The following is a 25206-nucleotide window of genomic DNA, read 5'->3' on the forward strand; positions in this document are numbered from 1 at the left end:
AAACGGTACACATTACAAATATTTATTTGTGTACAATCGTTCAGCCCCCAACGCCACGGGACGGTGGCGAAAAGGGTCCGGACACGGGTCGGCGTACATGACTTGCGTTGCCATAACCCTGGTGGTTATCAATACTGGCGCCGATTTACCAACCAACAAGAACACCCAAACCGTGGAACCTTAGAATGAGCACTGCAATCAGTCCGACTGCTTATAACTATAAGGTCGTCCGCCAGTTCGCCATCATGACGGTGGTCTGGGGGATCCTTGGCATGGGGCTCGGCGTCTTCATCGCCTCGCAACTGGTATGGCCCCAGCTCAACCTGGACCTGCCATGGACGAGCTTCGGCCGCCTGCGCCCGCTGCACACCAACCTGGTGATCTTCGCCTTCGGTGGCTGTGCCCTGTTCGGCACCAGCTACTACGTGGTGCAGCGCACCTGCCAGACCCGCCTGATCTCCGACAGCATGGCCGCCTTCACCTTCTGGGGCTGGCAGGCGGTGATCGTCGGCGCGCTGATCACCCTGCCGATGGGCTTCACCACCACCAAGGAGTACGCCGAGCTCGAATGGCCGCTGGCGATCCTGCTGGCCATCGTCTGGGTCACCTACGCCCTGGTGTTCTTCGGCACCATCGTCAAGCGCAAGACCAAGCACATCTACGTCGGCAACTGGTTCTACGGCGCCTTCATCGTGGTCACCGCGATGCTGCACATCGTCAACCACATCTCGCTGCCGGTGAGCCTGTTCAAGTCCTACTCGGCCTACGCCGGGGCCACCGACGCGATGATCCAGTGGTGGTACGGCCACAACGCCGTGGGCTTCTTCCTCACCACCGGCTTTCTGGGGATGATGTACTACTTCGTGCCCAAGCAGGCCGAACGCCCGATCTACTCCTATCGCCTGTCGATCGTGCACTTCTGGGCACTGATCACCCTGTACATCTGGGCCGGCCCCCACCACCTGCACTACACCGCGCTGCCGGACTGGGCGCAGTCGCTGGGCATGGTGATGTCGATCATCCTCCTGGCGCCAAGCTGGGGCGGCATGATCAACGGCATGATGACCCTGTCCGGCGCCTGGCATAAGCTGCGCACCGACCCGATCTTGCGTTTCCTGGTGGTGTCGCTGGCCTTCTATGGCATGTCCACCTTCGAAGGCCCGATGATGGCCATCAAGACGGTCAACTCGCTGTCGCACTACACCGACTGGACCATCGGCCACGTCCATGCCGGCGCCCTCGGCTGGGTGGCGATGATCTCGATCGGCGCGGTCTACCACATGATCCCGAAACTCTACGGCCGCCAGCAGATGCATAGCATCGGGCTGATCAACGCACACTTCTGGCTGGCAACCATCGGCACCGTGCTGTACATCGCCTCGATGTGGGTCAACGGCATCACCCAGGGCCTGATGTGGCGCGCCATCAACGACGACGGCACCCTCACCTACTCCTTCGTCGAAGCCCTGCAGGCCAGCCACCCGGGCTTCATCGTTCGCGCCCTGGGCGGTGCGTTCTTCGCCTCCGGCATGCTGCTGATGGCCTACAACGTGTACCGCACCGTACGCGCCGCCAACCCGGTGGAGGCTGAGGAAGCCACCAAGATCGTCGTCGTGGGAGCCCACTGATGAAGCATGAAGCAGTCGAGAAGAACATTGGCCTGATGGCCTTCTTCATGGTCATCGCCGTCAGCGTCGGCGGCCTGACCCAGATAGTCCCGCTGTTCTTCCAGGACGTCACCAACAAGCCGGTCGAGGGCATGAAGCCACGCACCGCGCTGGAGCTCGAAGGCCGCGACATCTATATCCGCGAAGGCTGCGTCGGCTGCCACTCGCAGATGATCCGCCCGTTCCGCGCCGAGACCGAGCGCTACGGCCACTACTCGGTGGCCGGCGAAAGCGTGTGGGACCACCCGTTCCTGTGGGGCTCCAAGCGCACCGGCCCGGACCTGGCCCGCGTCGGCGGGCGCTACTCGGACGACTGGCACCGCGCGCACCTGTACAACCCGCGCAACGTGGTGCCTGAGTCGAAAATGCCGTCGTACCCGTGGCTGGTCGAGCACAAGCTCGACGGCAAGGACACCGCCAAGAAGATGGAAGTGCTGCGCACCCTGGGTACCCCCTACACCGATGAAGACATCGCCGGCGCCGCCGACGCGGTCAAGGGCAAGACCGAGATGGACGCGCTCGTCGCGTACCTGCAAGGCCTTGGCACCCTCATCAAGAGCAAACGGTGACCGTGATGGATATCGGGATGATTCGCGGCCTGGGCACCGTCGTGGTGCTGGTGGCCTTCGTGGGCCTGGCGCTGTGGGTGTTCAGCCCACGGCGCAAGCGGGAATTCGACGAGGCAACGCAATTGCCGTTCGCGGACGACCCCGAAGCCACCCGTCACGTCGAGCAAGCACAAGCTTCTAGGAGCAAAAAACAATGACAACCTTCTGGAGTCTGTACGTCACCGTCCTGACCCTGGGCACCATCTTCGCCTTGACCTGGCTGCTGCTGTCGACCCGCCGGGGCCAGCGCGAGGAGATTACCGACGAAGTCGTCGGCCACGCCTTCGACGGCATCGAGGAGTACGACAACCCCCTGCCGAAGTGGTGGTTCTGGCTGTTCATCGGCACCGTCGTCTTCGCCCTCGGCTACCTGGTGCTCTACCCGGGCCTGGGCAACTGGAAAGGCATCCTGCCGGGCTACGCATACGTCGACAACGAAAAGAAGACCGAGTTTTCCAACGGCCAGGCCGGCTGGACCGGCGTGCACGAATGGGAAAAGGAAATGGCCAAGGCCGACGCCCGCTTCGGGCCGATCTTCGCCAAGTTCGCGGCCATGCCGCTGGAGGAAGTGGCCAAGGATCCGCAAGCCCTGAAGATGGGCGCGCGCCTGTTTGCCTCCAACTGCTCGGTATGCCACGGCTCCGATGCCCGCGGCGCCTACGGCTTCCCCAACCTGACCGACAACGACTGGCGCTGGGGCGGTGAACCAGAGACCATCAAGACCACCATCATGAACGGTCGCCATGGCGTGATGCCAGGCTGGGCCACGGTGATCGGCGAACAGGGGGTGGCCGATGTGGCGGCCTTCGTGCTGACCAACCTTGACGGCCGCAAGCTGCCCGAGGACGCCAAGGCCGACCCGGCCAAAGGCAAGGAAATCTTCGCCACCAACTGCGTGGCCTGCCACGGCCCCGAAGGCAAGGGCACCCCGGCGATGGGCGCGCCCAACCTGACCCACCCGCAGGCGTTCATCTACGGTTCGAGCTTCGCCCAGTTGCAACAGACCATCCGCTATGGTCGCCAGGGCCAGATGCCGGCCCAGGCGCAGATGCAGGGCAACGACAAGGTGCACCTGCTGGCGGCGTACGTGTACAGCCTGTCGCATCAGGAGCAACAGCAGGCAGCAAAGGCCGAGTAACCCATGGGAGCGGCGGTGCACCGCTGCGACTTGCCCCGCGATGGTCGCGAAGCTGGCGACGCCATCGCGGGGCAAGCCCGCTCCCACGCCCACTTACAGGGCAAAAAGCTCAGACGACTGACCTGAATCAATTGACACCCGCCATAACACGATTCACACCACGAACCCAACGCGACTAAGTGTCGCAGTGCGCCCCGCATGCGCCATCACAGGCGTATCATGGGCCGCAGAGCGCTAGCAGAACGCGCGAGACTGCGGCCGGCACGCACTGGCCGCGGCATTTCTCCACTGCCGTGGGACTTGATGATGAGCAAGCAAATTCCGGTACATGATGTCACCCCGCCTGCCAGCAAAGGGAAGGATTCCGTCGACCTCTACGCCTCGCGCGAAAAAATCTACACCCGCGCCTTCACCGGTCTCTTTCGCAGGTTGCGGATGGTCGGCGGCGCTGCTCTGTTCCTGCTGTATTTCGGCACCGTCTGGCTGAACTGGGGCGGTCACCAGGCCGTGTGGTGGAACCTGCCCGAGCGCAAGTTCTACATCTTCGGCGCCACCATATGGCCACAGGACTTCATCCTGCTCTCGGGCATCCTCATCGTCGCCGCCTTCGGCCTGTTCTTCATCACCGTGTACGCCGGCCGGGTCTGGTGCGGCTACACCTGCCCGCAGAGCGTGTGGACCTGGGTGTTCATGTGGTGCGAGAAAGTCACCGAGGGCGACCGCAACCAGCGCATGAAGCTCGACAAGGCGCCCATGAGCGCCAACAAGTTCCTGCGCAAGCTGGCCAAGCACAGCCTGTGGCTGTTGATCGGCTTCGTCACCGGCATGACCTTCGTCGGCTATTTCTCGCCGATCCGCGAGCTGGCCATCGAGTTCTTTACCGGCCAGGCCGATGGCTGGGCCTACTTCTGGGTCGGTTTCTTCACCCTGGCCACCTATGGCAATGCCGGTTGGCTGCGCGAGCAGGTGTGCATCTACATGTGCCCGTACGCGCGCTTCCAGAGCGTGATGTTCGACAAGGACACCCTGATCGTTTCCTACGACCCGCGCCGCGGCGAGACCCGCGGCCCGCGCAAGAAGGACATCGACTACAAGGCCAAGGGTTTGGGCGACTGCATCGACTGCACCATGTGCGTACAGGTCTGCCCCACCGGCATCGACATCCGTGACGGCCTGCAGATCGAGTGCATCGGCTGCGCCGCCTGCATCGACGCCTGCGACGGCATCATGGACAAGATGAACTACCCCAAGGGCCTTATCAGCTACACCACCGAGCACAACCTGTCCGGGCAGAAGACCCACATGCTGCGCCCGCGCCTGATCGGCTATGCCTTGGTGCTGCTGGTGATGATAGGCGCCCTGGTGACCGCCTTCGCCACCCGTTCGCTGGTGGGCTTCGACGTGGCCAAGGACCGCGTGCTCTATCGCGAGAACGCGCAAGGACGGATCGAGAACGTCTACAGCCTCAAGGTGATGAACAAGGATCAGCGCGACCACATTTACGTGCTCGACGCCGCCGGCCTGCCCGACCTCAAACTCGAGGGCCAGCGTGAGATCCGTGTGGCCGCCGGCGATATCGTCAACCTGCCAGTGCAATTGTCGGTCGCACCGGAACAGCTGCCCTCGACCACCAACGAAATCACCTTCATCCTCAAGGACGCCGACGACGGCGCCAGCCAGGTTGAAGCCAAGAGCCGCTTCATCGGCCCACAGATCCGCTGAGAGAGAACCTAGACAATGCCTGCCGCCACCGCCGCCAGCCCCTGGTACAAGCACCTCTGGCCCTGGATCATCATCGGCATCCTGGCCACCTCGGTATGCCTGAGCCTGACCATGGTCAGCATCGCCGTGCGCAACCCGGACAACCTGGTCAACGACAACTACTATGAGGCCGGCAAAGGCATCAACCGCTCGCTGGACCGTGAACTGCTGGCCCAGACCCTCAACCTCAAGGCCAGCGTGCACCTGGACGAGCTGACCGGCGAAGTCGAAGTGCGCCTGACCGGCAACAGCGACCCGCAGGTGCTGGAGCTGAACCTGATCTCGCCGACCCAGCCGGCCAAGGACCGCAAGGTGCAGCTGGCACGCACCGAGCCAGGCCGCTATGTCGGCCAGCTGGACGACAAGGTCGACGGCCGGCGCTTCGTCGAACTGCTCGGCAGCCAGGACGACCATGTGTGGCGGTTGTTCGAGGAGGAGAAGGTCGAGCATGGGGTAACCTTGCAGCTGGGCGATGAAGCCATTCAAGGGGCCGAGCACCAGTAACAACGACACACCACACCTCGTGGGGGCGGGCCTGAAAACCAGCATTCCAGGCCCATCGCGGGGCAAGCCCGCTCCCACGAACCCGCTGTAGCAAGAAGAGATGTCGATGAGCCAACCCACCCCCTGCTACCACTGCGCCCTGCCCGTTCCCGCCGGCAGCCGCTTCACCGCTGTGGTGCTAGGTGAGGCCAGGGCATTCTGCTGCCCAGGCTGCCAGGCAGTGGCAGAGTCCATCGTCGCCGGGGGCCTGGAGCACTACTACCAGCACCGCAGCGACACCAGCGCCAACCCCGAGGCCCTGCCCCGTCAACTCCAGGACGAGCTGGCCCTGTACGACCGCAGCGACGTGCAGCAAACCTTCGTGCGCCATGACGGCCAAATGGCCGAGGCCACTCTGCTGGTCGAGGGCATCAGTTGCGCTGCCTGCGGCTGGCTGATCGAAAAGCACCTGCGCACCCTGCCCGGCGTCGCCGATGCCCGCCTGAACCTGTCCAACCATCGCCTGCTGGTCAACTGGGACGACCAGCAACTGCCACTGTCGCAGTTGCTGGCTGGGCTGCGCCGCATCGGCTACGCCGCCCACCCCTACCAGCCCGACCAGGCTGCCGAACAGCTGGCCCGGGAAAATCGCAGCGCCCTGCGTCGCCTGGGTGTGGCCGGGCTGCTGTGGTTCCAGGCGATGATGGCGACCATGGCCACCTGGCCGGAATTCAACATCGACCTGTCGCCCGAGCTGCACACCATCCTGCGCTGGGTCGCGCTGTTCCTCACCACACCCATCGTGTTCTACAGCTGCGCACCTTTTTTCAAGGGCGCGGCCCGCGACCTGCGCACCCGTCACCTGACCATGGACCTGTCGGTGTCGCTGGCCATCGCCCTGGCCTACTGCGCCGGGATCTGGACCGCCATCACCGGCCACGGCGAGCTGTATTTCGACACCGTGGGCATGTTCGCACTGTTCCTGCTCACCGGCCGCTACCTGGAGCGCCGCGCTCGCGAACGCACCGCCGCGGCCACCGCGCAGCTGGTCAACCTGCTGCCGGCATCCTGCCTGCGCCTGGACGCCAACGGCCAGGGCGAGCGCATCTTGCTCGGCGAACTGCAGTGCGGCGACCGCGTGCAGGTGCTACCTGGGGCCGTCATCCCGGCCGACGGGCTCATCGTCGACGGCCACTCCAGCGTCGACGAATCACTGCTGACCGGTGAGTACCTGCCCCTGGCGCGCCGCGTCGGCGACCGGGTGACCGGTGGCACCCTCAACATCGAAAGCACGCTGACGATCGAGGTCCAGGCCCTGGGCCAGGACTCGCGCCTGTCGGCCATCGTCCGCCTGCTGGAACGTGCCCAATCGGAAAAACCGCGCCTGGCGGAGATCGCCGACCGCGCCTCGCAGTGGTTCTTGCTGTTCACCCTGGTCGCCGCCGCGGTGATCGGTGTCGTCTGGTGGCAGCTCGATGCGCCCCGGGCGTTCTGGATCGTCCTGGCCATGCTGGTCGCCACCTGCCCTTGCGCCCTGTCGCTGGCCACTCCCACTGCCCTCACCGCCGCCACCGGCAGCCTGCACAAGCTCGGCCTGCTGGTGACCCGCGGGCATGTGCTCGAAGGCCTCAACCAGATCGACACGGTGATCTTCGACAAGACCGGCACCCTCACCGAAGGCCGGCTGGCCCTGCGCAGCATCCGCCCGCTGGGCCGACTGGACGCTGACCAATGCCTGGCGCTGGCGGCGGCGTTGGAGAACCGCTCCGAACACCCCATCGCCCGTGCCTTCGGTCGCGCAGCGCAAGCGGCTGAAACCGTCACCGCCGTGCCTGGGCTGGGCCTGGAAGGCACGCTGGCAAGCCAGCGCCTGCGTATCGGCCAGGCGACCTTCGTCTGCGCACTCAGCGGCGCCGAGGTACCCACCGTGCCGGAGCCACACGGGCAATGGCTGCTGCTCGGGGACCGGCAAGGGCCACTGGCCTGGTTCGGCCTGGATGACCACCTGCGCGACGACGCCCAGGACCTGGTGACGGCCTGCAAGGCACGCGGCTGGAGCACGCTGCTGCTGTCCGGCGACAGTTCGCCGATGGTCGCGCAGGTGGCCGCGCAACTGGGCATCGACCAGGCCGTCGGCGGCCTGCGTCCGGATGACAAGCTCGCCCGCCTGAAAACGCTGCAAGGCGAAGGGCGCAAGGTGCTGATGCTTGGCGACGGCGTCAACGATGTACCGGTGCTGGCCGCCGCCGACATCAGCATCGCCATGGGCAGCGCCACGGACCTGGCCAAGACCAGCGCCGACGCGGTGCTGCTGTCCAACCGCCTGCAGGCGCTGGTGCAGGCCTTCGACCTGGCCCGCCGGACCCGCCGCAACATTATCGAGAACCTGCTTTGGGCGACGCTGTACAATGGCCTCATGCTGCCGTTCGCCGCGCTCGGCTGGATCACCCCGGTGTGGGCGGCAATCGGCATGTCGGTCAGTTCGCTGATCGTGGTGCTCAACGCCTTGCGCCTGACCCGGCTGCCCTTCGCAGCAGCCCCCGTCGTGCGTGAGCCGGTGTCGCTCGAAAGGAAACCGCTATGCCCGCCCTCTACGTGATGATCCCCGCCGCCCTGCTGCTGGTCGGCATCGCTGTGTACATCTTCTTCTGGGCAGTGGACAGCGGCCAGTACGACGACCTGGAAGGCCCGGCCCACAGCATCCTGTTCGATGACCAGGACCCCTGCCACCAGGCGGCCGTGAAGCCTGAGGGCGAAAAGCCCAAAGACCAGGACACGACCCCGCGTGCCTGAACTGATCCCCCTGCTGGGCTCGGCGCTGGTCCTGGGCCTGCTCGGTGGCGGCCATTGTCTGGGCATGTGCGGCGGCCTGATGGGCGCGCTGACCCTGGCCATCCCCCCCGAGCAGCGCAGCCGGCGCCTGCGCCTGCTGCTGGCCTACAACCTCGGGCGTATCCTCAGCTATGCCGCCGCCGGCTTGCTGCTTGGCCTGGCTGGCGTGGCCCTGGCCAGCAGCCCGCTGGCGGCCGGCTTGCGGGTCGCGGCCGCGTTGCTGCTGATCGCCATGGGCCTGTACCTGGCCGGCTGGTGGAGCGGCCTGACCCGTATCGAGGCACTCGGGCGCGGGCTTTGGCGGCACGTGCAGCCGCTGGCCACCCGTTTGCTGCCAGTGTCCAGCCTGCCCCGAGCCTTGCTGCTCGGCGCCCTGTGGGGCTGGTTGCCGTGCGGCCTGGTGTACAGCACCCTGCTGTGGGCGGCGAGCCAGGGCGACGCACTGCACAGCGCTGCGCTGATGCTGGCGTTCGGCCTGGGCACCTGGCCGGTGCTGCTGGCCACGGGGCTGGCGGCCGAACGAGTGGGCAGCCTGCTGCGCCATCGTGGGGTGCGCATGGCCGGCGGTGTACTGGTGATTCTCTTTGGCCTGTGGACCCTGCCCGGGCCTCACCAGCACTGGCTCATGGGGCATTGAGAGGCTACTGGGATCACCAGATCTCCTGATACAAATCAACACGATTTCTTACATCCGCCCCTAGACTCCGGACACTGCAGCTCTATCCGGGGACTACCCACATGCTCGACGACCTACGCTGGGACGCCGACCTGATTCGTCGCTACGATCTGGCCGGACCACGCTACACCTCCTATCCGACCGCTGTGCAACTGCATGGCGAAGTGGGCTCGTTCGACCTGCTCCACGCCCTGCGTGAGAGCCGCCGCGCCGCCCGCCCCCTGTCGCTGTACGTGCATGTGCCGTTCTGCGCCAACATCTGCTACTACTGCGCCTGCAACAAGGTCATCACCAAGGACCGCGGCCGCGCTGCGCCCTACCTGCAACGCCTGGAGCAGGAGATCCAGCTGATCGCCTGCCACCTCGACCCCAAGCAAGTCGTCGAGCAGCTGCATTTCGGTGGCGGCACGCCGACCTTCCTCAGCCATGTGGAACTGCGCCAGCTGATGGCCACCCTGCGCCAGCATTTCCACCTGCTGGACGACGATTCTGGCGACTACGGCATCGAGATCGACCCGCGCGAAGCCGACTGGTCGACCATGGGCCTGTTGCGTGAGCTGGGCTTCAACCGTGTCAGCCTCGGCGTGCAGGATCTGGACCCCGCCGTGCAGCGCGCGGTCAACCGCCTGCAGAGCCTGGAGCAGACCCGCACCCTGATCGAAGCGGCGCGCACCCTGCAGTTCCGCTCGATCAACCTGGACCTGATCTACGGCCTGCCCAAGCAGACACCGGAAGGCTTCGCCCGCACCGTCGAGGAAGTGATCCGCCTGCAGCCCGACCGTCTGTCGGTGTTCAACTACGCGCACCTGCCCGAACGCTTCATGCCCCAGCGGCGCATCGACAGCAGCGACCTGCCGGCCCCAGCGGCGAAGCTGGAGATGCTGCACGCCACCATCGACCAACTGACCGCCGCCGGCTACCGCTACATCGGCATGGACCACTTCGCCCTGCCCGACGACGAGCTGGCCATCGCCCAGGAAGAAGGCACCCTGCAACGCAACTTCCAGGGCTACACCACCCACGGCCACTGCGACCTGATCGGCCTGGGCGTGTCGGCGATCAGCCAGATCGGCGACCTCTACTGCCAGAACAGCAGCGACCTCAACACTTACCAGGACACCCTCTCCACCGCGCAGCTGGCGACCCAGCGCGGCCTGATGTGCAACCAGGACGATCGCCTGCGCCGGGCGGTGATCCAGCAATTGATCTGCCACTTCGAACTGGATTTCGAAGCGATCGAACAGGCCTTCACCATCGATTTTCGCGGCTACTTCAAGGAGCAGTGGCCGCAACTGCAGGCCATGCAACGCGACGGCCTGATCAGCCTGGACGCCAAGGGCATCCGCATCCTGCCGGCCGGCCGCCTGCTGGCGCGCTCAGTGTGCATGGTGTTCGACGCTTACCTCGCGCAGCAGAATCGCCAGCGTTTCTCGCGGGTGATCTGAGGCGATTGAGGCGTTTCACCGCATGGACAGCACGCCTTTCGAGGCACACTATGGACAGTTGAACGGTGTCGGGACACACCTTCCACACCGCTGCTAGCGTGCACCAAAAATGCGCACACTGGCCTACAGCCCATGCCGCGGGTTATCCTTACGGCTTATGTGTGCTTTCCCACAAGGATCGAAAGAAATGTCCGAGCCAGTAAAACTGCGCCCACACAACCAGGCCCACTGCAAGGATTGCAGCCTGGCCCCCCTGTGCCTGCCCCTGTCCCTGAACCTGGAAGACATGGACGCACTGGATGAAATCGTCAAACGCGGCCGCCCACTGAAGAAAGGCGAGTTCCTGTTCCGCCAGGGTGACAATTTCGGCTCGGTCTACGCAGTACGTTCCGGTGCTCTCAAGACCTTCAGCCTCAGCGATAGCGGCGAGGAGCAGATCACTGGCTTCCACCTGCCCAGCGAGCTGGTCGGCCTGTCCGGCATGGACACCGAGGCCTACCCGGTGTCGGCCCAGGCCCAGGAAACCACCTCGGTGTGCGAGATCCCCTTCGAGCGCCTGGATGAACTCTCGGTACAGCTGCCGCAGCTGCGCCGCCAGCTGATGCGGGTGATGAGCCGCGAGATCCGCGACGACCAGCAGATGATGCTGCTGCTGTCGAAGAAGACCGCCGACGAGCGCATCGCCACCTTCCTGGTCAACCTGTCGGCGCGCTTCCGCGCCCGTGGTTACTCGGCCAACCAGTTCCGCCTGAGCATGTCGCGCAACGAGATCGGCAACTACCTGGGCCTGGCGGTGGAAACCGTGTCGCGGGTGTTCACCCGCTTCCAGCAGAACGGCCTGCTCAAGGCCGAGGGCAAGGAAGTGCACATTCTCGATCCGATCCAGCTGTGCGCGCTGGCCGGTGGTGCACTCGAGGTCTGATCGCCGCGCTAACAGGGTATACTGACGCCGAGTTTTCCAGGATACCCGCCCCATGCACAGCGACACCTTCGACCTCAAAGCCCTGATCCGCCCGGTAGTGGACTTTCCCAAGCCGGGCGTGATCTTCCGCGACATCACCCCGCTGTTCCAGTCGCCGCGCGGGCTGCGCTATGTCGCCGACCAGTTCATCGAGCGCTATGTCGAGGCCGAGTTCAGCCATATCGGCGCCATGGACGCGCGAGGCTTCCTGATCGGCTCGATCATCGCCCACCAGCTGAACAAGCCGCTGATCCTGTTCCGCAAGCAGGGCAAGCTGCCGGCCGACGTGCTGTCCGAGGGCTATCAGACCGAATACGGCGAGGCCTTCCTGGAAGTGCATGCCGACAGCCTCTGCGACGGCGACTCGGTATTGATCTTCGATGACTTGATTGCCACCGGCGGCACCCTGCTGGCCGCGGCCAACCTGGTGCGCCGCACCGGCGCCCAGGTCTTCGAGGCGGCGGCGATCATCGACCTGCCGGAGCTGGAAGGCTCGCGTCGCCTGCAGGCGGCCGGCGTGCCGACCTTCTGCCTGACCGAGTTTTCCCTGAGCGAATACTGAGTTCGCTTTCAAAACGATCGCGGTGCGCCGATGCGACTGGCCCCGCGATGCGTTTACAGGTTTACAACGTGATTGGCCTGCGCCCGGCAAATGCATGGGCCAGCGTCCCGCCATCTACCAATTCCAGCTCGCCACCCAACGGCACACCATGGGCGATGCGCGTGGCAGTCAGGCCCTTCTCGGCCAACAGCTGGGCAATGTAGTGCGCCGTCGCCTCTCCTTCCACCGTGGGGTTGGTGGCCAGGATCACCTCACTGAAGGTGCCCTGCTCCTCGATCCGCGCCATCAGCTGTGGAATGCCGATGGCATCCGGCCCCAGCCCGTCCAGCGGCGAGAGGTGCCCCTTGAGCACGAAGTAGCGACCGCGATAGCCGGTCTGCTCCACCGCGTACACATCCACCGGCCCCTCGACCACGCACAGTTGCGTGTCGTCACGGCGCGGGTCGGCGCACTGCGGGCACAGCTCCTGCTCGGTCAAGGTCCGGCACTGGCGGCAATGACCGACGCCTTCCATGGCCTGGCTCAGGGCCTGGGCCAGGCGCGTGCCGCCACTGCGGTCGCGTTCGAGCAGTTGCAGGGCCATGCGTTGGGCGGTTTTCTGACCGACGCCGGGCAGGATGCGCAGGGCGTCGATCAGTTGGCGGATCAGGGGGCTGAAGCTCATGTGTGCAGGCCTGCCAATTCAGGAAACAGAATGAACAAGGGAGCAACGACCGTCGGGCCGTTGCTCCCCATTTGAAGCCAGAAGCCGATCAGAACGGCATCTTGAAACCAGGCGGCAGCTGCATCCCGGCGGTCATGCCACCCATCTTTTCCTGGCTGCTCTGCTCGATCTTGCGCACGGCATCGTTCAGCGCGGCGGCGATCAGGTCCTCGAGCACTTCCTTGTCGTCAGCGTCGGTCGACATCAGGCTCTGGTCGATGCTGACGCGCTTGACGTCGTGGCGACCGGTCATCACCACACTGACCAGGCCGCCACCGGACTGGCCGGTGACTTCCGCATTGGCCAGCTCTTCCTGCATCTTCTGCATCTTTTCCTGCATCTGCTGGGCCTGCTTCATCAGGCCGGCCATGCCACCTTTCATCATGGGGGTATACCTCGATTGGGTCATGTGATGCGGCCCGGCACAGGCCGGCCGCATGGTTATCCGTTCATTGGCCCTGGCTGGCCAGGGCGTCTACAGGCTCAATAGTATCCTGCCTGACCGTCGCACCGAACTGCCGGATCATCTGCTGGATGAGCGGATCCTGTTCGATCGACACCACGGCGTCATGCTGGCGCTCGGCGCGCTTGCGCGAGGCGGCCTGGGCCGGGGTTTCCTGCTCGGGGCGGATCAGCTCGATCTTCAGGCGGATCTCGCGGCCCAGTTGCTGGTTCAGTGCGTCGTTCAGCCTGCGCTGCTGCGTCGAGTTGAACAGCGCGCCCTGCCCCGGGTCCAGGTGCAACAGCCAGTCATCACCCTCGGCGGCGATCAGCGTACAGTTTGCGGCGATGTTGCCTGTCATACCGGAGACAGGCAACTGTGGGAATAATTCCAGCCATTGCAGGGCCAGGCCGGTCGCGGGCATGGCCGCCGGCAGTGGCTCCGGCGCCTGGGCAGGCGCCTCTTCCTGGACGTGCTCGGCCAGCTCGTCCAGGTAGCTGAAGCCGACCGGGTCGCTGTCGGGTGCGTAGTAGTCCTCGTCCGCCGGCGGCTCGTCGTCACGCTCCATGCCCGCCGGGCTGTAGGCCGACGGGTCGAACGGCGGTTCGTCATCGTCCGGCTGCTGGGTGGCGGCCTCGACCGCGGGTGCCGGCTCGGGCAACTGCTCGGGCGCAACCGGCGCCGGAGTGGCAACCGGCTCCTCCCACGGCAGATCGATGACCTCCTCGACGGGCTGCGGCTCGGGCTCGGGCTGCGCTGGCGCTTGCGGCGCCTCGACAACCTCGGCAACGGGCGGCACCTCGACGACTGGCGGCTCAGCCTGTATGGATGGCTCAGCCACGGGCAGCGGCGCGGCCACTTCAGCGACAGGACTGGCGGCAACGGACGGCGCCACGGCCACAGCCGCTGCCGCCACTGGTTGGGTCGGATCAGCTGTGGCCTGGCTGATCCCCGTCGGCTTTAGTACCGGCCTCGGTGCGTCGTCGCTATCGGCCGGGCGGAACGCCAGCATCCGCAGCAGGACCATCTCGAAACCGCCGCGCGGGTCCGGCGCCAATGGCAGGTCACGGCGGCCGATCAACCCCATCTGGTAGTAGAACTGCACGTCTTCGGCCGGCAGGGCCTGGGCCAACGCCAGCACGCGGTCACGGTCGCCCTGGCCGTTGTCCACCGCCTCCGGCAGGGCCTGGGCGATGGCCACACGGTGCAGCACATTGAGCATTTCCGACAGCACGCCGTTCCAGTCCGGGCCTTGCTCGGCCAGGTCACGCACCGCGGCCAGCAGCGCCCGGGCATCGCCTTCGAGCAGGGCCTGGAGCACGCCATACACCTGGCCGTGATCGAGGGTACCGAGCATCGCCCGCACGTCGGCGGCCAGCACCCGCCCCTCGCCAAAGGCGATGGCCTGGTCGGTCAGGCTCATGGCGTCGCGCATGGAGCCGTCGGCGGCGCGGCCGAGCAACCACAGGGCATCCTCCTCGAACGGCACGTTCTCGGCGCCCAGCACGTGGGTCAGGTGCTCGACCACGCGCTCCGGGCTCATGTTCTTCAGCGAGAACTGCAGGCAGCGCGACAGGATGGTCGCCGGCAGTTTCTGCGGGTCGGTGGTGGCGAGGATGAACTTGACGTAGGGCGGCGGCTCTTCCAGCGTCTTCAACAGGGCGTTGAACGAGTGGGTGGAGAGCATGTGCACTTCGTCGATCAGGTAGACCTTGAAGCGCCCGCGGCTCGGCGCGTACTGCACGTTGTCGAGCAGCTCGCGGGTGTCCTCGACCTTGGTGCGGCTGGCAGCGTCGATCTCGATCAGATCGACGAAACGGCCCTCATCGATCTCCCGGCATACCGAGCAGGTGCCGCACGGCGTCGAGGTGATGCCGGTCTCGCAGTTCAGGCACTTGGCGATGATCCGCGCAATGGTGGTCTTGCCCACGCCCCGGGTCCCGGTGAACAGGTAGGCATGGTGCAGGCGCTGGTTGTCCAGGGCGTTGATCAAAGCCTTGAGCACATGGGTCTGGCCGACCATTTCGCGGAACGAGCGCGGACGCCATTTACGTGCAAGAACCTGATAACTCATCAAAAAACCATCGTGACCGGAGCGGGCGGAAAGAGCGCTAATGCTAGCGGAGCGGGGCCAAAATTGCACCCTGCCGATCTCGTCTAAGCTCAGTGACGGGCACACGGACGACGGATCAGGGAGGATGAGGCGTGCGGCGAGTCCTGGCCACCCTGTCATTTTGGATATCGTTGTGGGCTACCCACGGCGTGGCGCAACCGCCGGTGTTGCGCTTCTCCATCGCCGAAAGCTGGAGCATGCCGCTGATGCGCATCGAGGACCAGCAGCCGGCGGAAGGCATCCTGCTGGAGCTGATGCAGGCCATCGCCCGGGAGGTCGATGCCCGCCCCCAATACCATGTGCTGGCCCGCCTGCGCCTGCAGGAGGCGATGCAGGCCGGCGAAATCGACGTACGCTGCTACGTTTCCACGCAATGGTTGACCGATCGGCCCGGCGACTATCTCTGGAGCATCCCGCTCATCGAGCAGCGCGACCTGCTGGTCGGCCGCCCCGGCGACAGCGGCCCCGTCAGCCCCGACGCCCTGCCCCCCCAGGCCATCGGCACCGTGCTCGGCTACACCTACCCCACGCTCGAGCCGCTGTTCAGCCAGGCCCGCCTGCAGCGCGAAGATAGCCGCAATCAGTTGCTGGTCCTGCAGAAGCTCCAGGTCGGGCGCTTGCGCCATGCCGTGAGCAACCAGCTGTCGCTGCAGTGGTACAACCGCTCCCTGCCGCCGTCTCAACACCTGCAGCCCCTCGCCGTGCTAGAAGAACAGGCGCTGGGCTGCATGGTGCGCAACGACCCCCAACTGCCGACCCAAGGCGTACTCAGGGCGCTGGTGCGGATCAAGGAGTCCGGGGAGATGCAGCGAATCGTCGAGCGATACACCGACGTCCAACACCGGACTCCCTCGCTCCCGGTGGCAGAGAATCCGGCAGGCATCACTCCTGGCCGGAAGACTCACTGAGCCATTTCGGTTTGGCACCGTAGTAGACGAAGTTGTCGAAATCCTCATGCCGATAGGTGTCGTGCCGCTCGTAGTAGTTGCAGACAACGGAAAGCTTCTGCTCGCTTACCGTCGGCTCACTGTCATGCAGGACCTTGCGCCCCTGCATGACTAACAGCGCGCCCTTACGCGCATAGATCTTCTTGTGCTCGATCCACGGCATATTCTTGCTGGGATGGGTGCGCTCGATCTGCATGCGCAATGGCGCCTCACTGTTGCTGGTCAGGAACAGCAGGACCGTAATACCGTTGGTGTCGTAGTGCAGCCCCAGGGTCCCACCGCCAGGTGGATAGGCCTTGATGTTCACATCAGACAGCGGATAAGGCGAAACCACCGTGTCGGTATGTGTGACCAGGCTGACCAGTGGAACCAATGCGTGATAGACCGCATAAAGTTCTGGCAGGCAGCGCCTGACATCATCGCCTTTGAAAATATGATGGTGATAGTCGCCACCCAGATCCGACACCGCATCCGTGCCAAGGCCAGAGTGCCGCACCAAATCCACGCCCTTTTCATCGATAACAACCTGGGCCCGGCTGGCCAGTTCGTCGCAGAGCGTCTCGGGAAGAACACCTTCGATCACCGTGGCCATGTCATAGAAGTACTCGTACCTGTACCTGTTCATGTCAAACATCACAGTCTCCCTTGCATATCAGAAAAATGCCGCCTCAATTGCCTTGCGAGACCCTTGAACGCTGGGCTCGCCTGGAAAGCACAAACGCTGACAACGACTGCGCATTCAGGAAGATCGCGATACCAACCAGTACAAGGCCAATGGCAAGCCCCTGGGCAACACTCAGTACCTCTTCGTAGAACAGGTATGAAGCCAGCAGGCCAGAAACAGGCACCAACAGTGAAAGCGGCGCGACATGGGTTGCCGGGTACTTCTTCATGAGGTTGTTCCAGACCAGGTACCCCAACAACGTGGTGACATAGCTCTGGAACGCGATAGAGAACAGCGCCTCCCAGGCCAGGCCTTGCACAAGACTGGCAAAGGGCGCCGCCCCTTGCGTCACCACCGTCAGCAACATAATCACCGGCACCGAGAACAGGCTCGACCAGATGATGAATGCCATCATCTGCCCAGGTCTTTTGACCTTGACCATCAGGTTGCACAAGGACCAGGCCATCGCCGCCAGCAACACGAGGAGGATGCCGAACGAGGTGGACGGTTCACTCCCAAGCAGCATCAGCACTAACCCTGCAACAGCGAACGCCATGCCCCCCACGTGCACGACATTGATTCGCTCGCCCAGGAAAATGGCGCTCCAACCGATGGTAAAAAAAGCGCTGAACTGCAGGAACACCGACGACATCCCCGGCGATAGGCCGTTGTACATGGCAAAATTGACCATCCACCACAGGCCTGCTCCGAACATCGCCCCATATCCGGCCAGCACGGCAAGGGAAACGCCGACCGGTCGCCTGATGAAAAACACCAGCGGCACGGCGCAAAATGTGAAGCGCAGGAGTGTCAAAAGATACGGATCCAGGGTCTTGAGCCCCAGTTCGATCACGGAAAAGTTGCACCCCCAGAGGACTGTCACCAGCACACCGGCAAACAGGTCTCGCCGACTCATGTTCATCTTTGCGCCTCCAGGCAAATTGAGAAACGGCACAGTAATCACACCGCCACCAAATAGATGCCAGATGGCTCCGGGCAAATCGTGAGACCGGTCCATAACTGGAGAGTCGAACTAAACATGCCTGTTTAACCTGTCAGGCAAAACTACGAACCCCTGCCAGCACAATCGCACTCAGGAACAAGCCAAAACCGAACACGCCATGCGTGGCCAAGCTACGCAGGCAGCTCCTGAGCGGCGCCGGGGTACGGGCGGCAAAATACCCTGCCCCCAACGCAGGCTGCACCACACACAACGGTACAAGCACCGAGACGATTCCAAACAGCAAGGCTGGCCACAGTGTCGGCACCCGCAACCACCCCTGCCCTGCAATAGCCGCCAGCAGCGCCGCGAATACCAACCCTGTGGCGTAGTGGAGCAGCCAGCCCAACGCCAGTTCCCCCCTGACCGGCGCAGCCTTGCCGATCGCCGCATGCCGCCAGCGCCCTTCGCGCAGGTGCCCCGCCCAGCGCCCGACCATGGCGTAGTCAAGGGTGGTGACGCCCAGATGCCTGAGCAACACGGTCCACAGGTCCATGACCAGGGTGGCGCCGATGCTGATGAACAAAATGGAAAGCGCAAGCGAGGGGATGGTCATGACGAGAGCCCTTGGCAGATTGACGGAAAGGTCGATGCCAAGCAGCATGCAAGTTGAAGTCAACTTCAAGTCAAGAGGGGTTGCAATGGACATTGCCGATGTCGCCAGGCGCACCGGAGTGCCGGCGTCGACATTGCGTTACTACGCGAACAAGGGGTTGCTCAGATCACTGGCCGGCCATGGGCAGCGCCGCCAGTTCCCGCCAGACACCCCCGAGCGCCTGGCGCTGATCGCGCTGGGACAGGCGGCCGGCTTTTCGCTGGACGAAGTAGCCGCCATGCTTGACGAGCAACGGGTCGACCGCGAGTTGCTGCTGGCCAAGGCCGACGAGATCGACCGCCGGATCAAACGGCTGCAGGCGATGAGCAAGGGGTTGCGCCATGCGGCGCAGTGCCCCGAAGAGAGCCATCTGCAATGCCCGACCTTTCAGCGGCTGATGCAGGTGTCGGCCAGCCAGGGCAGGCGTGGAGGCCTCAGTAGCCGTGCAACTCGCGGAACGGCTGGCCCTTGTGGTAGTTGATCCACTCTTCCACGTCATACGGCAGGTACAGCTGCCGACGCGCCCGCGACAGGGCGATATACACGGCGCAGATCCGGGCATCGAAGGCGTAGGCGTCCCTGAAGCGGTCGGTGGTCATCAGTTCCGGTGTCAGCAGCACCTGATCGAACTCCAGGCCGCCGGCCTCCTCGGCCATCAGCAGCGTCAGGCTGTCGGGCCGCGCGGCGATGCGCGCGTCCAGCAGCGTCAGGTCCGCAAGCTTGAAACCCGCCTCAAGGCGCGCCTCGACCCAGAGGAACGCGGCATCGAAACGCTCGGACTCACGCACCTGCTGCCAGTCGAGCAGGTGCGCGAAGTACGGATGCGGCCCTTCGGCATCCTGCCCCGGGGCATAGAACGCGGCCCTGAACAGGCCGATCGCCGTGGCCATGAAGCGGCGCACCTGCGGCCAATCGGGGAAATTCAACAAGCAGTTGGACTCGGCCAACTCCATGGCCCAGCGCATCGTGTCCCAGCGCGAGGCGGTCAGCACCACGCAGCCCTCGGGCGGGACGAACCCTTCGGGGAAGTGCTCGATGCCGACATCGACATGGCGCGCAGCCTCGAAGGCAACCTTGGACTTCTTCGAATGCACGCCGATCAACGGGTTGATCAGGCGTTCCACCTTCGGCCCGCAACGCACGGCAAAGGCCATGTCCTTCTGGCGCACCTGACGCTCACGCCTGACCACCTCGCCGGAGGCCTTCTGGTACTCGTCGCCCAAAGTAATCAGCACCTGGCGGCCCCGTTCGATAACCTGCAGCAGCGAGGCCGGCACGTCCTGGCTCTCGTCGATGATCACGTGGCTGAAACGCCCCGGCACGCAGCAACCAGCCAGGCTCGCACGCTTGAGCAGCAGCAACGCCTCGAACCCGGTCTGCGCGCCCCAGGCCGGTTGCGCCTCCAGGTAGCGCCATAGCCGGCTGGCGTACTCGAGCAGGACCTGGGCATCGACGCCGGAGAGCGCTTGGCGAAAATACGGCAGATGACGATTCGACAGGCTGTAATCCCGCGAATCGCAGTAGTTGCGCAACACTTCCAGGCAGATATCCAGGGCATGCTCGGCGTCGTACTGGCGCAAGCCGACGATCCCCAGCTCCTCGGCCAGCCTGCGCTTGCCGGGACCGCGCTGCGCCGTCCGGGCGGAAACTGACCGGGTATCCTTGAGCAGGGCCCGGGCGAACTGGCCGAAGGTCATGCCGACCTTGGCCTGCTCATCCAGCCCCATGCGTCGACGCAAGGTACCGAGCTTGGCCGGCGTGCGCGCCAGGGCCAGCACCCGGCCACGGGGCAGGCAGTCCATCAGCGCGCCAAGCAGGTAGCTCTTGCCGATCCCGGCATAGCCCTGCACGTGGATGTCTTCGTCGAGGTTGGCCTGGATGACCTTGAGCAGCTTGTCCTGCTCGACGGTCAGCCAGCGCTCGTTGTCGAAGCCGGTGGTCACCCGCTGGCTGAACGGGTTGTCACTGTGATGCAGGCGAATGCGGTAGTCGAAATCCCACTTGCCATCGGCCAGCAGGTAATCCCGCGCCTGGACCTGCTCCGCGTCGAGCAGGCGCAGCTTCGAAGCCTTGATCACCTCAAGGCCGAAATAGAGCTTGCGCGCATCGAACAGCCTGCGGGCCTCGGACAACAATCCCACGCCAGGCGAGTGCGCGCCATCGACCGCCCACGCCAACAGCTTGCCCAGCACCTTTTCCGCCGCTCGCGCATCGACCTGGCCCTGTGCCTGGGCCAGGTTCTGGATCACCAGCACTGCCGCCAACTCCGGCTCGCCCAGGGTGTCGAGCGCCAGCGCGCCGTCGGCCAGCAAGGCCTGGCACGCCTCTGCGGTGACTGGCAGGTACACCGGATGGGAAAAGTCGAAGTGCTCGGGCTGCATGTCGGTACCGGTCCGGGGATCACTCAAGGTTTGTCGGAGTCAGCGGCCTGCCCCACCACCAGATCGAAGCGGTAGGCACCCAACGACCCGGCCATGTCGCCGGGATGGCTGACACCCGCCTGCGGTGCGTCGAGCACGCCATCGAGCTCATGCAGGGCCAACTCCAGCAGCTTGCGCAAGTCACCCACCGAGCGCGCCGACATCTGCAGCTCCAAGGTCACCGCGTCAGCCTTCACCGCCGCTGGCGGAGCCGCATCCTCGAGGATGCGCTCGTGCTCTTCTTCCATCTGGTCGAGCACCTGCGACAGCTCCAGCACACGCTCGGGGCTGGCGGCCATCTGATCCTTGATTTCCAGGCGGCGCATTTGCCACTCGCGAATCTTCTGACGGGTGAGGTCGTCGACATGTTCCACGGTCGCTATCTCCTGGCTGAATGGGTCGACACGATGGGATGCATGATAAGGCGCTGCGCGGGATCGTGCAGGCGGAAAACAGTGCAAGGGTGTAAAGAAACGCGTCTGATATGCGACGCCTGACAGGTACGCCGGAAAAAACCCTGCGCCCAAAATGGAGGCGGCCCCACCAGCCACACCCCGGCACTCGATGTTCCCGCTATGGCTGCTCCCTTCCGGGCCTGACCAGGTTAACGGGTAATCAATGCGGGGGGACCGATGGGGCCACCACGACGGCTCGCCAGCTGACGAGCCGCGCCATTGTACAACGCCAGGGCGAAGTTACAACCTTTGATCGTGAAAAAACCATCATTTCTCAAGGACTTGTGGCAAAGCCATCGCGGGGCAAGCCCGCCCCCACGTACGATCACCCGTGGGAGCGGGCTTGCCCCGCGACAAGGCCACCGGCCTCAGACGTCGATTCCGCGCTCCGCAAGGAAGCCCACGAACGCCTCCTCGTCCATTACCGCCACGCCCAGCTCGCTGGCCTTGGCCAGCTTGGAACCCGCGCCGGGCCCGGCCACCACGCAATGGGTCTTGCCGGATACTGAACCCGCCACCTTGGCTCCCAGGCTTTCCAGCTTTTCCTTGGCGATATCGCGGCTCATGCGCTCCAAGGTACCGGTTAGCACCCAGGTCTGGCCAGCCAGGGGCAAACCCTCGGCGGATTTCTTCTCGCACGACCAGTGCATGCCGAAGTCCAGCAACTGGGCTTCGATGGCACGGGCCAACTGCTGGTTGGCCTCGACCTTGAAGAACTCGCGCACCCCGTCGGCGGCTTTGGTGTTCAGGGCCTGGCGCAAGTCGATGCCATCGGCGGCGATGATCTTGTCCAGGGTGCCCAGCTTGTCTACCAGCTTCTCGGCGCCGGTCGGGCCAACCGACGGGATATCGAGCTTGGCGAGCATCCCGGCCAGGGTGGTGCTGGCGGCGAACTCGGCGCCCAGCCCACCTTCATCCTGCAGTTGCATACCGCTGTCCAGCAGCTGCTTGATCACCGCACGGTTGTGCTCGTCCTCGAAGAAGTTATGGATCTCGTAGGCGACTTCCAGGCCGATGTCCGGCAGGTAGGTCAACACCTGCGGCAGCGCCACCTGCACCCGTGCCAGGCTGCCCAGGGAGCGGGCCAGGACCTTGGCGGTCTCCTCGCCGACATCGGGGATGCCCAGGGCGTAGATGAAACGCGCCAGGCTCGGGCGCTTGCTGGCCTCGATGGCTTCGAGCAGCTTGCGGCTGGAGACCTCGGCAAAGCCTTCAAGGGCGACCACTTGCTCGAATTCCAGCTTGTAGAGATCGGCCGGCGAGCGGATCAGGTTTTCATCGACCAGTTGCTCGACGCTCTTTTCGCCCAGGCCATCGATGTCCATGGCCCGGCGCGACACATAATGGATGATCGCCTGCTTGAGCTGGGCGGCGCAGCTCAGGCGCCCCACGCAGCGGTACACTGCGCCTTCGCTGGTGGTTTCCTTGCCCTTGCTGCGCTTGACCAGCTGGGTACGCTCGACCTGCGAGCCGCACACCGGGCATTGGCTCGGCACCTGCACCGCGCGAGCGCCTTGCGGACGGCGCTCGAGCACCACCTGCATGACCTGCGGGATCACGTCGCCGGCACGGCGGATGATCACCGTATCGCCAATACGCAGGCCCAGGCGCGCGATCTCGTCCATGTTGTGCAGGGTGGCGTTGGAGACGGTCACACCGGCCACCTTGACCGGTTTGAGACGGGCCACTGGAGTCACCGCGCCAGTACGCCCGACCTGGAACTCGACATCGAGCACCTCGGTGAGCTCTTCCATGGCCGGGAACTTGTGGGCGATCGCCCAGCGCGGCTCACGGGCACGGAAACCCAGCTCACGCTGGGAGGCCAGGGCATTGACCTTGAACACCACCCCATCGATCTCGTAGGGCAGGCTGTTGCGGCGCGCTCCGATGTCCCGGTAATAGGCCAGGCACTCTTCGATACCGGCGGCGTGCCTGAGCTCGCGGCTGATCGGCAGCCCCCAGGTCTTGAGTTTCTCCAGGATACCGATATGGCTGTCGCCAAACGGCTCGGACACCTGGCCGACGCCATAGCAGCAGAATTCCAGCGGGCGGCTGGCGGTGATCTTCGAGTCCAGCTGGCGCAGGCTGCCGGCGGCGGCGTTGCGCGGGTTGGCGAAGGTCTTGCCGCCGGCCTCGGCCTGGGCCGCATTGAGCCGGTCGAATCCGGCCTTGCTCATGTACACCTCGCCGCGCACTTCCAGCACCGCCGGCCAGCCCTCGCCCTGCAGCTTGAGCGGGATGTTGCGCACGGTGCGCACGTTGGCGCTGATGTCCTCACCGGTAGTGCCGTCGCCACGGGTGGCGCCCTGCACCAGCTGGCCGTCGCGGTACAGCAGGCTTACCGCCAGGCCGTCGAGCTTGGGCTCGCAGCTGTAGTCCACGGCCGCCTGATCGCCGCCCGGCAGGTCCAGGCCTTCGACCACGCGGCGACCGAAGTCGCGCAGGTCGTCTTCCTCGAAGGCGTTGCCCAGGCTGAGCATCGGTATTTCGTGACGCACCTGGCTGAAGGCCGCCAACGCCGCGCCGCCGACGCGCTGGGTCGGCGAATCCGGCGTCACCAGGTGCGGGTGCTCGGTTTCCAGAGCCTTGAGCTCATTGAACAGGCGGTCGTATTCGGCATCGGGCACGCTGGGTTCGTCGAGCACGTAGTAGCGGTAGTTGTGCTGATCGAGTTCGGCGCGCAGTTCGTGGATTCGGGATTCGGCGTTCATTTCTGGTCTTCTCTTGCAAAGCAAAAGAGCAGCCCCTGGCTGCTCTTTCGTTTCAATCATCGCGGCGCGGACCGAGGCAGGGTCCGCCCACTCGGGTGTATCAGCGTTTCTGCGTCAGGGCGCGGCGCTCGAACTCGACGATGCGCTGGCGGTAGTGCTCGATGGTCTGGGCAGTCAGCACGCTGCGCTGGTCATCCTTGAGCTCGCCATTGAGCTCGTGGGCCAGCTTGCGGGCGGCGGCGACCATCACGTCGAAGGCCTGCTTGGGGTGACGCGGGCCTGGCAGGCCGAGGAAGAAGCTCACCGCACGGGTGCTGAAATGGTCGATGTCGTCCAGATCGAACACGCCGGGCTTGACCGCATTAGCCATGGAGAACAGCACTTCGCCGTGGCCGGCCATGCTCTCGTGGCGATGGAAGATGTCCATCTCGCCGAAGCGAAGGCCGCTTTCCAGGATGTTCTGCAGCAGCGCCGGCCCCTTGAAACCGCCTTCGTCGCGGGAGATGACACTGATCACCAGCACTTCCTCGGCCGGCGGCAGCTCCTTGGCCGGCGTGGAAGCGGCAGTGAAACCGCTGTTGCGGGTGTTGTCGGCGGCGAAGTCGTCGTCGCCAGTATCGAACAGGTCCGGCTCACGCGGCTCGGCGGCCAGCTTCAGGTCGCCCTGTTGCTGCTCGCTGTTGTTGCGCTTGCCGCGCTTGGCCTTGGCCGGTTTGGCTTCACGTTCGCGTTCGCGCTCCCGCAGCGGGGCGCTGACCGATGGCAGGTCGCTCTCATCCAGCTCGGGCTCTTTATGGGTTTCCAGCACACGCGAAGGGCCGAGCACCTCGGCGCCGCCGCTGTCGTCGTCCGGGGCGTTGGCGTAGCTACGGTCCAGACGGAACTTCAACTTGCCCTTGCCGCCGCGCATGCGGCGCCAGCCGTCGAAAAGAATACCGGCGATGACAATGATGCCGATGACGATCAGCCACTCGCGCAGACCGATTTCCATGTAATCCCGTGCCTCTATAAAAAATATGCTTG

General features: G+C 64.7%; 24 protein-coding genes and 1 other RNA gene. 14 read left to right on the forward strand and 11 right to left on the reverse strand.

The annotated features are described in order from the left end of the window. Positions 1-185 precede the first annotated feature (185 nt). The 12 genes from ccoN to OH705_RS21160 all read left to right on the forward strand — a co-directional run bounded on the left by ccoN (position 186) and on the right by OH705_RS21160 (position 12133). Positions 186-1628: a cytochrome-c oxidase, cbb3-type subunit I gene (ccoN, locus tag OH705_RS21105; RefSeq protein ID WP_023631368.1), complete on the forward strand. Its 1443-nt coding sequence runs from the start codon at positions 186-188 to the stop codon at positions 1626-1628. Beyond that, positions 1628-2236, forward strand: coding sequence for a cytochrome-c oxidase, cbb3-type subunit II (gene ccoO / locus OH705_RS21110; protein WP_023631369.1), 609 nt, complete (start codon positions 1628-1630; stop codon positions 2234-2236). Before ccoN ends, ccoO begins: the two co-directional genes overlap by 1 nt. Before the next feature lie 5 nt (positions 2237-2241). After that, a complete protein-coding gene (locus OH705_RS21115) occupies positions 2242-2433 on the forward strand; it encodes a CcoQ/FixQ family Cbb3-type cytochrome c oxidase assembly chaperone (protein WP_031315534.1) in 192 nt (63 codons plus the stop codon). Next, positions 2430-3413, forward strand: coding sequence for a cytochrome-c oxidase, cbb3-type subunit III (ccoP, locus tag OH705_RS21120; protein ID WP_267302890.1), 984 nt, complete (start codon positions 2430-2432; stop codon positions 3411-3413). Before OH705_RS21115 ends, ccoP begins: the two co-directional genes overlap by 4 nt. 306 nt (positions 3414-3719) lie before the next feature. Continuing rightward, positions 3720-5135, forward strand: a complete 1416-nt coding sequence (gene ccoG, locus OH705_RS21125; RefSeq protein WP_267302891.1) for a cytochrome c oxidase accessory protein CcoG — start codon at positions 3720-3722, stop codon at positions 5133-5135. A 15-nt stretch (positions 5136-5150) separates the two neighbouring features. After that, complete coding sequence (locus tag OH705_RS21130) at positions 5151-5678, forward strand: FixH family protein (protein ID WP_094010587.1); 528 nt, start codon at positions 5151-5153, stop codon at positions 5676-5678. A gap of 106 nt (positions 5679-5784) precedes the next feature. Next, a complete protein-coding gene (locus OH705_RS21135; protein ID WP_267302892.1) occupies positions 5785-8256 on the forward strand; it encodes a heavy metal translocating P-type ATPase in 2472 nt (823 codons plus the stop codon). Next, entirely contained in the window at positions 8238-8450 is a 213-nt protein-coding gene (gene ccoS / locus OH705_RS21140; RefSeq protein ID WP_267302893.1) for a cbb3-type cytochrome oxidase assembly protein CcoS, read from the forward strand. The genes OH705_RS21135 and ccoS overlap by 19 nt, the downstream gene beginning before the upstream one ends. Next, on the forward strand, positions 8443-9126 hold the full coding sequence (locus OH705_RS21145) for a sulfite exporter TauE/SafE family protein (protein WP_267302894.1): 684 nt from the start codon (positions 8443-8445) through the stop codon (positions 9124-9126). The genes ccoS and OH705_RS21145 overlap by 8 nt, the downstream gene beginning before the upstream one ends. A gap of 101 nt (positions 9127-9227) precedes the next feature. Beyond that, on the forward strand, positions 9228-10610 hold the full coding sequence (hemN, locus tag OH705_RS21150; protein ID WP_267302895.1) for an oxygen-independent coproporphyrinogen III oxidase: 1383 nt from the start codon (positions 9228-9230) through the stop codon (positions 10608-10610). A 187-nt stretch (positions 10611-10797) separates the two neighbouring features. After that, the gene (gene fnrA, locus OH705_RS21155; RefSeq protein WP_023630845.1) at positions 10798-11532 is read left to right on the forward strand and encodes a Crp/Fnr family transcriptional regulator FnrA; all 735 of its coding nucleotides are present in this window, start codon (positions 10798-10800) and stop codon (positions 11530-11532) included. Positions 11533-11584: 52 nt separating this feature from the next. After that, complete coding sequence (locus OH705_RS21160; protein WP_038705708.1) at positions 11585-12133, forward strand: adenine phosphoribosyltransferase; 549 nt, start codon at positions 11585-11587, stop codon at positions 12131-12133. A gap of 61 nt (positions 12134-12194) precedes the next feature. Here the strand turns inward: OH705_RS21160 and recR are convergent, their stop codons facing one another. The 3 genes from recR to dnaX all read right to left on the reverse strand — a co-directional run bounded on the left by recR (position 12195) and on the right by dnaX (position 15352). Then, a complete protein-coding gene (gene recR, locus OH705_RS21165) occupies positions 12195-12797 on the reverse strand; it encodes a recombination mediator RecR (RefSeq protein ID WP_023632784.1) in 603 nt (200 codons plus the stop codon). Between the two features lie 88 nt (positions 12798-12885). Continuing rightward, positions 12886-13221, reverse strand: a complete 336-nt coding sequence (locus OH705_RS21170) for a YbaB/EbfC family nucleoid-associated protein (protein WP_023632783.1) — start codon at positions 13219-13221, stop codon at positions 12886-12888. Between the two features lie 64 nt (positions 13222-13285). Then, entirely contained in the window at positions 13286-15352 is a 2067-nt protein-coding gene (dnaX, locus tag OH705_RS21175) for a DNA polymerase III subunit gamma/tau (protein WP_094010591.1), read from the reverse strand. Between the two features lie 131 nt (positions 15353-15483). Between dnaX and OH705_RS21180 the strand changes: the two genes are divergently transcribed. Next, positions 15484-16299, forward strand: coding sequence for a substrate-binding periplasmic protein (locus OH705_RS21180; protein WP_267302896.1), 816 nt, complete (start codon positions 15484-15486; stop codon positions 16297-16299). On the opposite strand, the gene OH705_RS21185 is transcribed toward OH705_RS21180, so the two are convergent. The 3 genes from OH705_RS21185 to OH705_RS21195 all read right to left on the reverse strand — a co-directional run bounded on the left by OH705_RS21185 (position 16274) and on the right by OH705_RS21195 (position 18558). Beyond that, on the reverse strand, positions 16274-16972 hold the full coding sequence (locus OH705_RS21185; RefSeq protein ID WP_267302897.1) for a hypothetical protein: 699 nt from the start codon (positions 16970-16972) through the stop codon (positions 16274-16276). The genes OH705_RS21180 and OH705_RS21185 overlap by 26 nt on opposite strands. Positions 16973-17006: 34 nt before the next feature. Next, positions 17007-17924, reverse strand: a complete 918-nt coding sequence (locus OH705_RS21190) for an EamA family transporter (RefSeq protein ID WP_267302898.1) — start codon at positions 17922-17924, stop codon at positions 17007-17009. Between the two features lie 133 nt (positions 17925-18057). Continuing rightward, positions 18058-18558 (reverse strand): DUF2938 domain-containing protein, encoded by a 501-nt coding sequence (locus OH705_RS21195; RefSeq protein WP_267302910.1) that lies wholly within the window; start codon positions 18556-18558, stop codon positions 18058-18060. Between the two features lie 85 nt (positions 18559-18643). On the opposite strand from OH705_RS21195, the gene OH705_RS21200 reads away from it, so the two are divergent. Then, positions 18644-19078: a helix-turn-helix domain-containing protein gene (locus OH705_RS21200; RefSeq protein ID WP_267302899.1), complete on the forward strand. Its 435-nt coding sequence runs from the start codon at positions 18644-18646 to the stop codon at positions 19076-19078. Here the strand turns inward: OH705_RS21200 and OH705_RS21205 are convergent. The 5 genes from OH705_RS21205 to zipA all read right to left on the reverse strand — a co-directional run bounded on the left by OH705_RS21205 (position 19032) and on the right by zipA (position 25174). Further along, positions 19032-20978 carry a hypothetical protein gene (locus OH705_RS21205; RefSeq protein WP_267302911.1) on the reverse strand — a complete coding sequence of 649 codons (1947 nt, stop codon included), beginning with the start codon at positions 20976-20978 and terminating at the stop codon, positions 19032-19034. The two genes, OH705_RS21200 and OH705_RS21205, sit on opposite strands and share 47 nt — an antisense overlap. Positions 20979-21001: 23 nt before the next feature. Next, a complete protein-coding gene (locus tag OH705_RS21210; protein ID WP_267302900.1) occupies positions 21002-21391 on the reverse strand; it encodes a hypothetical protein in 390 nt (129 codons plus the stop codon). 164 nt (positions 21392-21555) lie between these two features. Then, positions 21556-21652: signal recognition particle sRNA small type (gene ffs / locus OH705_RS21215), an RNA gene on the reverse strand. 188 nt (positions 21653-21840) lie between these two features. Then, positions 21841-24183 (reverse strand): NAD-dependent DNA ligase LigA, encoded by a 2343-nt coding sequence (gene ligA / locus OH705_RS21220; RefSeq protein WP_267302901.1) that lies wholly within the window; start codon positions 24181-24183, stop codon positions 21841-21843. A gap of 100 nt (positions 24184-24283) precedes the next feature. Then, on the reverse strand, positions 24284-25174 hold the full coding sequence (zipA, locus tag OH705_RS21225) for a cell division protein ZipA (RefSeq protein ID WP_023631491.1): 891 nt from the start codon (positions 25172-25174) through the stop codon (positions 24284-24286). Positions 25175-25206 lie beyond the last annotated feature (32 nt).

Source organism: Pseudomonas sp. BJa3 (assembly GCF_026343815.1).
Taxonomy (GTDB): domain Bacteria; phylum Pseudomonadota; class Gammaproteobacteria; order Pseudomonadales; family Pseudomonadaceae; genus Aquipseudomonas; species Aquipseudomonas soli.

Coding starts and splice junctions, on each gene's coding strand:
- ccoN (WP_023631368.1), top strand. CDS start 186: ATGAGCACTGCAATCAGTCCGACTGCTTATAACTATAAGGTCGTCCGC.
- ccoO (WP_023631369.1), top strand. CDS start 1,628: ATGAAGCATGAAGCAGTCGAGAAGAACATTGGCCTGATGGCCTTCTTC.
- OH705_RS21115 (WP_031315534.1), top strand. CDS start 2,242: ATGGATATCGGGATGATTCGCGGCCTGGGCACCGTCGTGGTGCTGGTG.
- ccoP (WP_267302890.1), top strand. CDS start 2,430: ATGACAACCTTCTGGAGTCTGTACGTCACCGTCCTGACCCTGGGCACC.
- ccoG (WP_267302891.1), top strand. CDS start 3,720: ATGAGCAAGCAAATTCCGGTACATGATGTCACCCCGCCTGCCAGCAAA.
- OH705_RS21130 (WP_094010587.1), top strand. CDS start 5,151: ATGCCTGCCGCCACCGCCGCCAGCCCCTGGTACAAGCACCTCTGGCCC.
- OH705_RS21135 (WP_267302892.1), top strand. CDS start 5,785: ATGAGCCAACCCACCCCCTGCTACCACTGCGCCCTGCCCGTTCCCGCC.
- ccoS (WP_267302893.1), top strand. CDS start 8,238: ATGCCCGCCCTCTACGTGATGATCCCCGCCGCCCTGCTGCTGGTCGGC.
- hemN (WP_267302895.1), top strand. CDS start 9,228: ATGCTCGACGACCTACGCTGGGACGCCGACCTGATTCGTCGCTACGAT.
- fnrA (WP_023630845.1), top strand. CDS start 10,798: ATGTCCGAGCCAGTAAAACTGCGCCCACACAACCAGGCCCACTGCAAG.
- OH705_RS21160 (WP_038705708.1), top strand. CDS start 11,585: ATGCACAGCGACACCTTCGACCTCAAAGCCCTGATCCGCCCGGTAGTG.
- recR (WP_023632784.1), bottom strand. CDS start 12,797: ATGAGCTTCAGCCCCCTGATCCGCCAACTGATCGACGCCCTGCGCATC.
- OH705_RS21170 (WP_023632783.1), bottom strand. CDS start 13,221: ATGATGAAAGGTGGCATGGCCGGCCTGATGAAGCAGGCCCAGCAGATG.
- dnaX (WP_094010591.1), bottom strand. CDS start 15,352: ATGAGTTATCAGGTTCTTGCACGTAAATGGCGTCCGCGCTCGTTCCGC.
- OH705_RS21185 (WP_267302897.1), bottom strand. CDS start 16,972: ATGTTTGACATGAACAGGTACAGGTACGAGTACTTCTATGACATGGCC.
- OH705_RS21190 (WP_267302898.1), bottom strand. CDS start 17,924: ATGAACATGAGTCGGCGAGACCTGTTTGCCGGTGTGCTGGTGACAGTC.
- OH705_RS21195 (WP_267302910.1), bottom strand. CDS start 18,558: ATGACCATCCCCTCGCTTGCGCTTTCCATTTTGTTCATCAGCATCGGC.
- OH705_RS21200 (WP_267302899.1), top strand. CDS start 18,644: ATGGACATTGCCGATGTCGCCAGGCGCACCGGAGTGCCGGCGTCGACA.
- OH705_RS21205 (WP_267302911.1), bottom strand. CDS start 20,978: ATGCAGCCCGAGCACTTCGACTTTTCCCATCCGGTGTACCTGCCAGTC.
- ligA (WP_267302901.1), bottom strand. CDS start 24,183: ATGAACGCCGAATCCCGAATCCACGAACTGCGCGCCGAACTCGATCAG.
- zipA (WP_023631491.1), bottom strand. CDS start 25,174: ATGGAAATCGGTCTGCGCGAGTGGCTGATCGTCATCGGCATCATTGTC.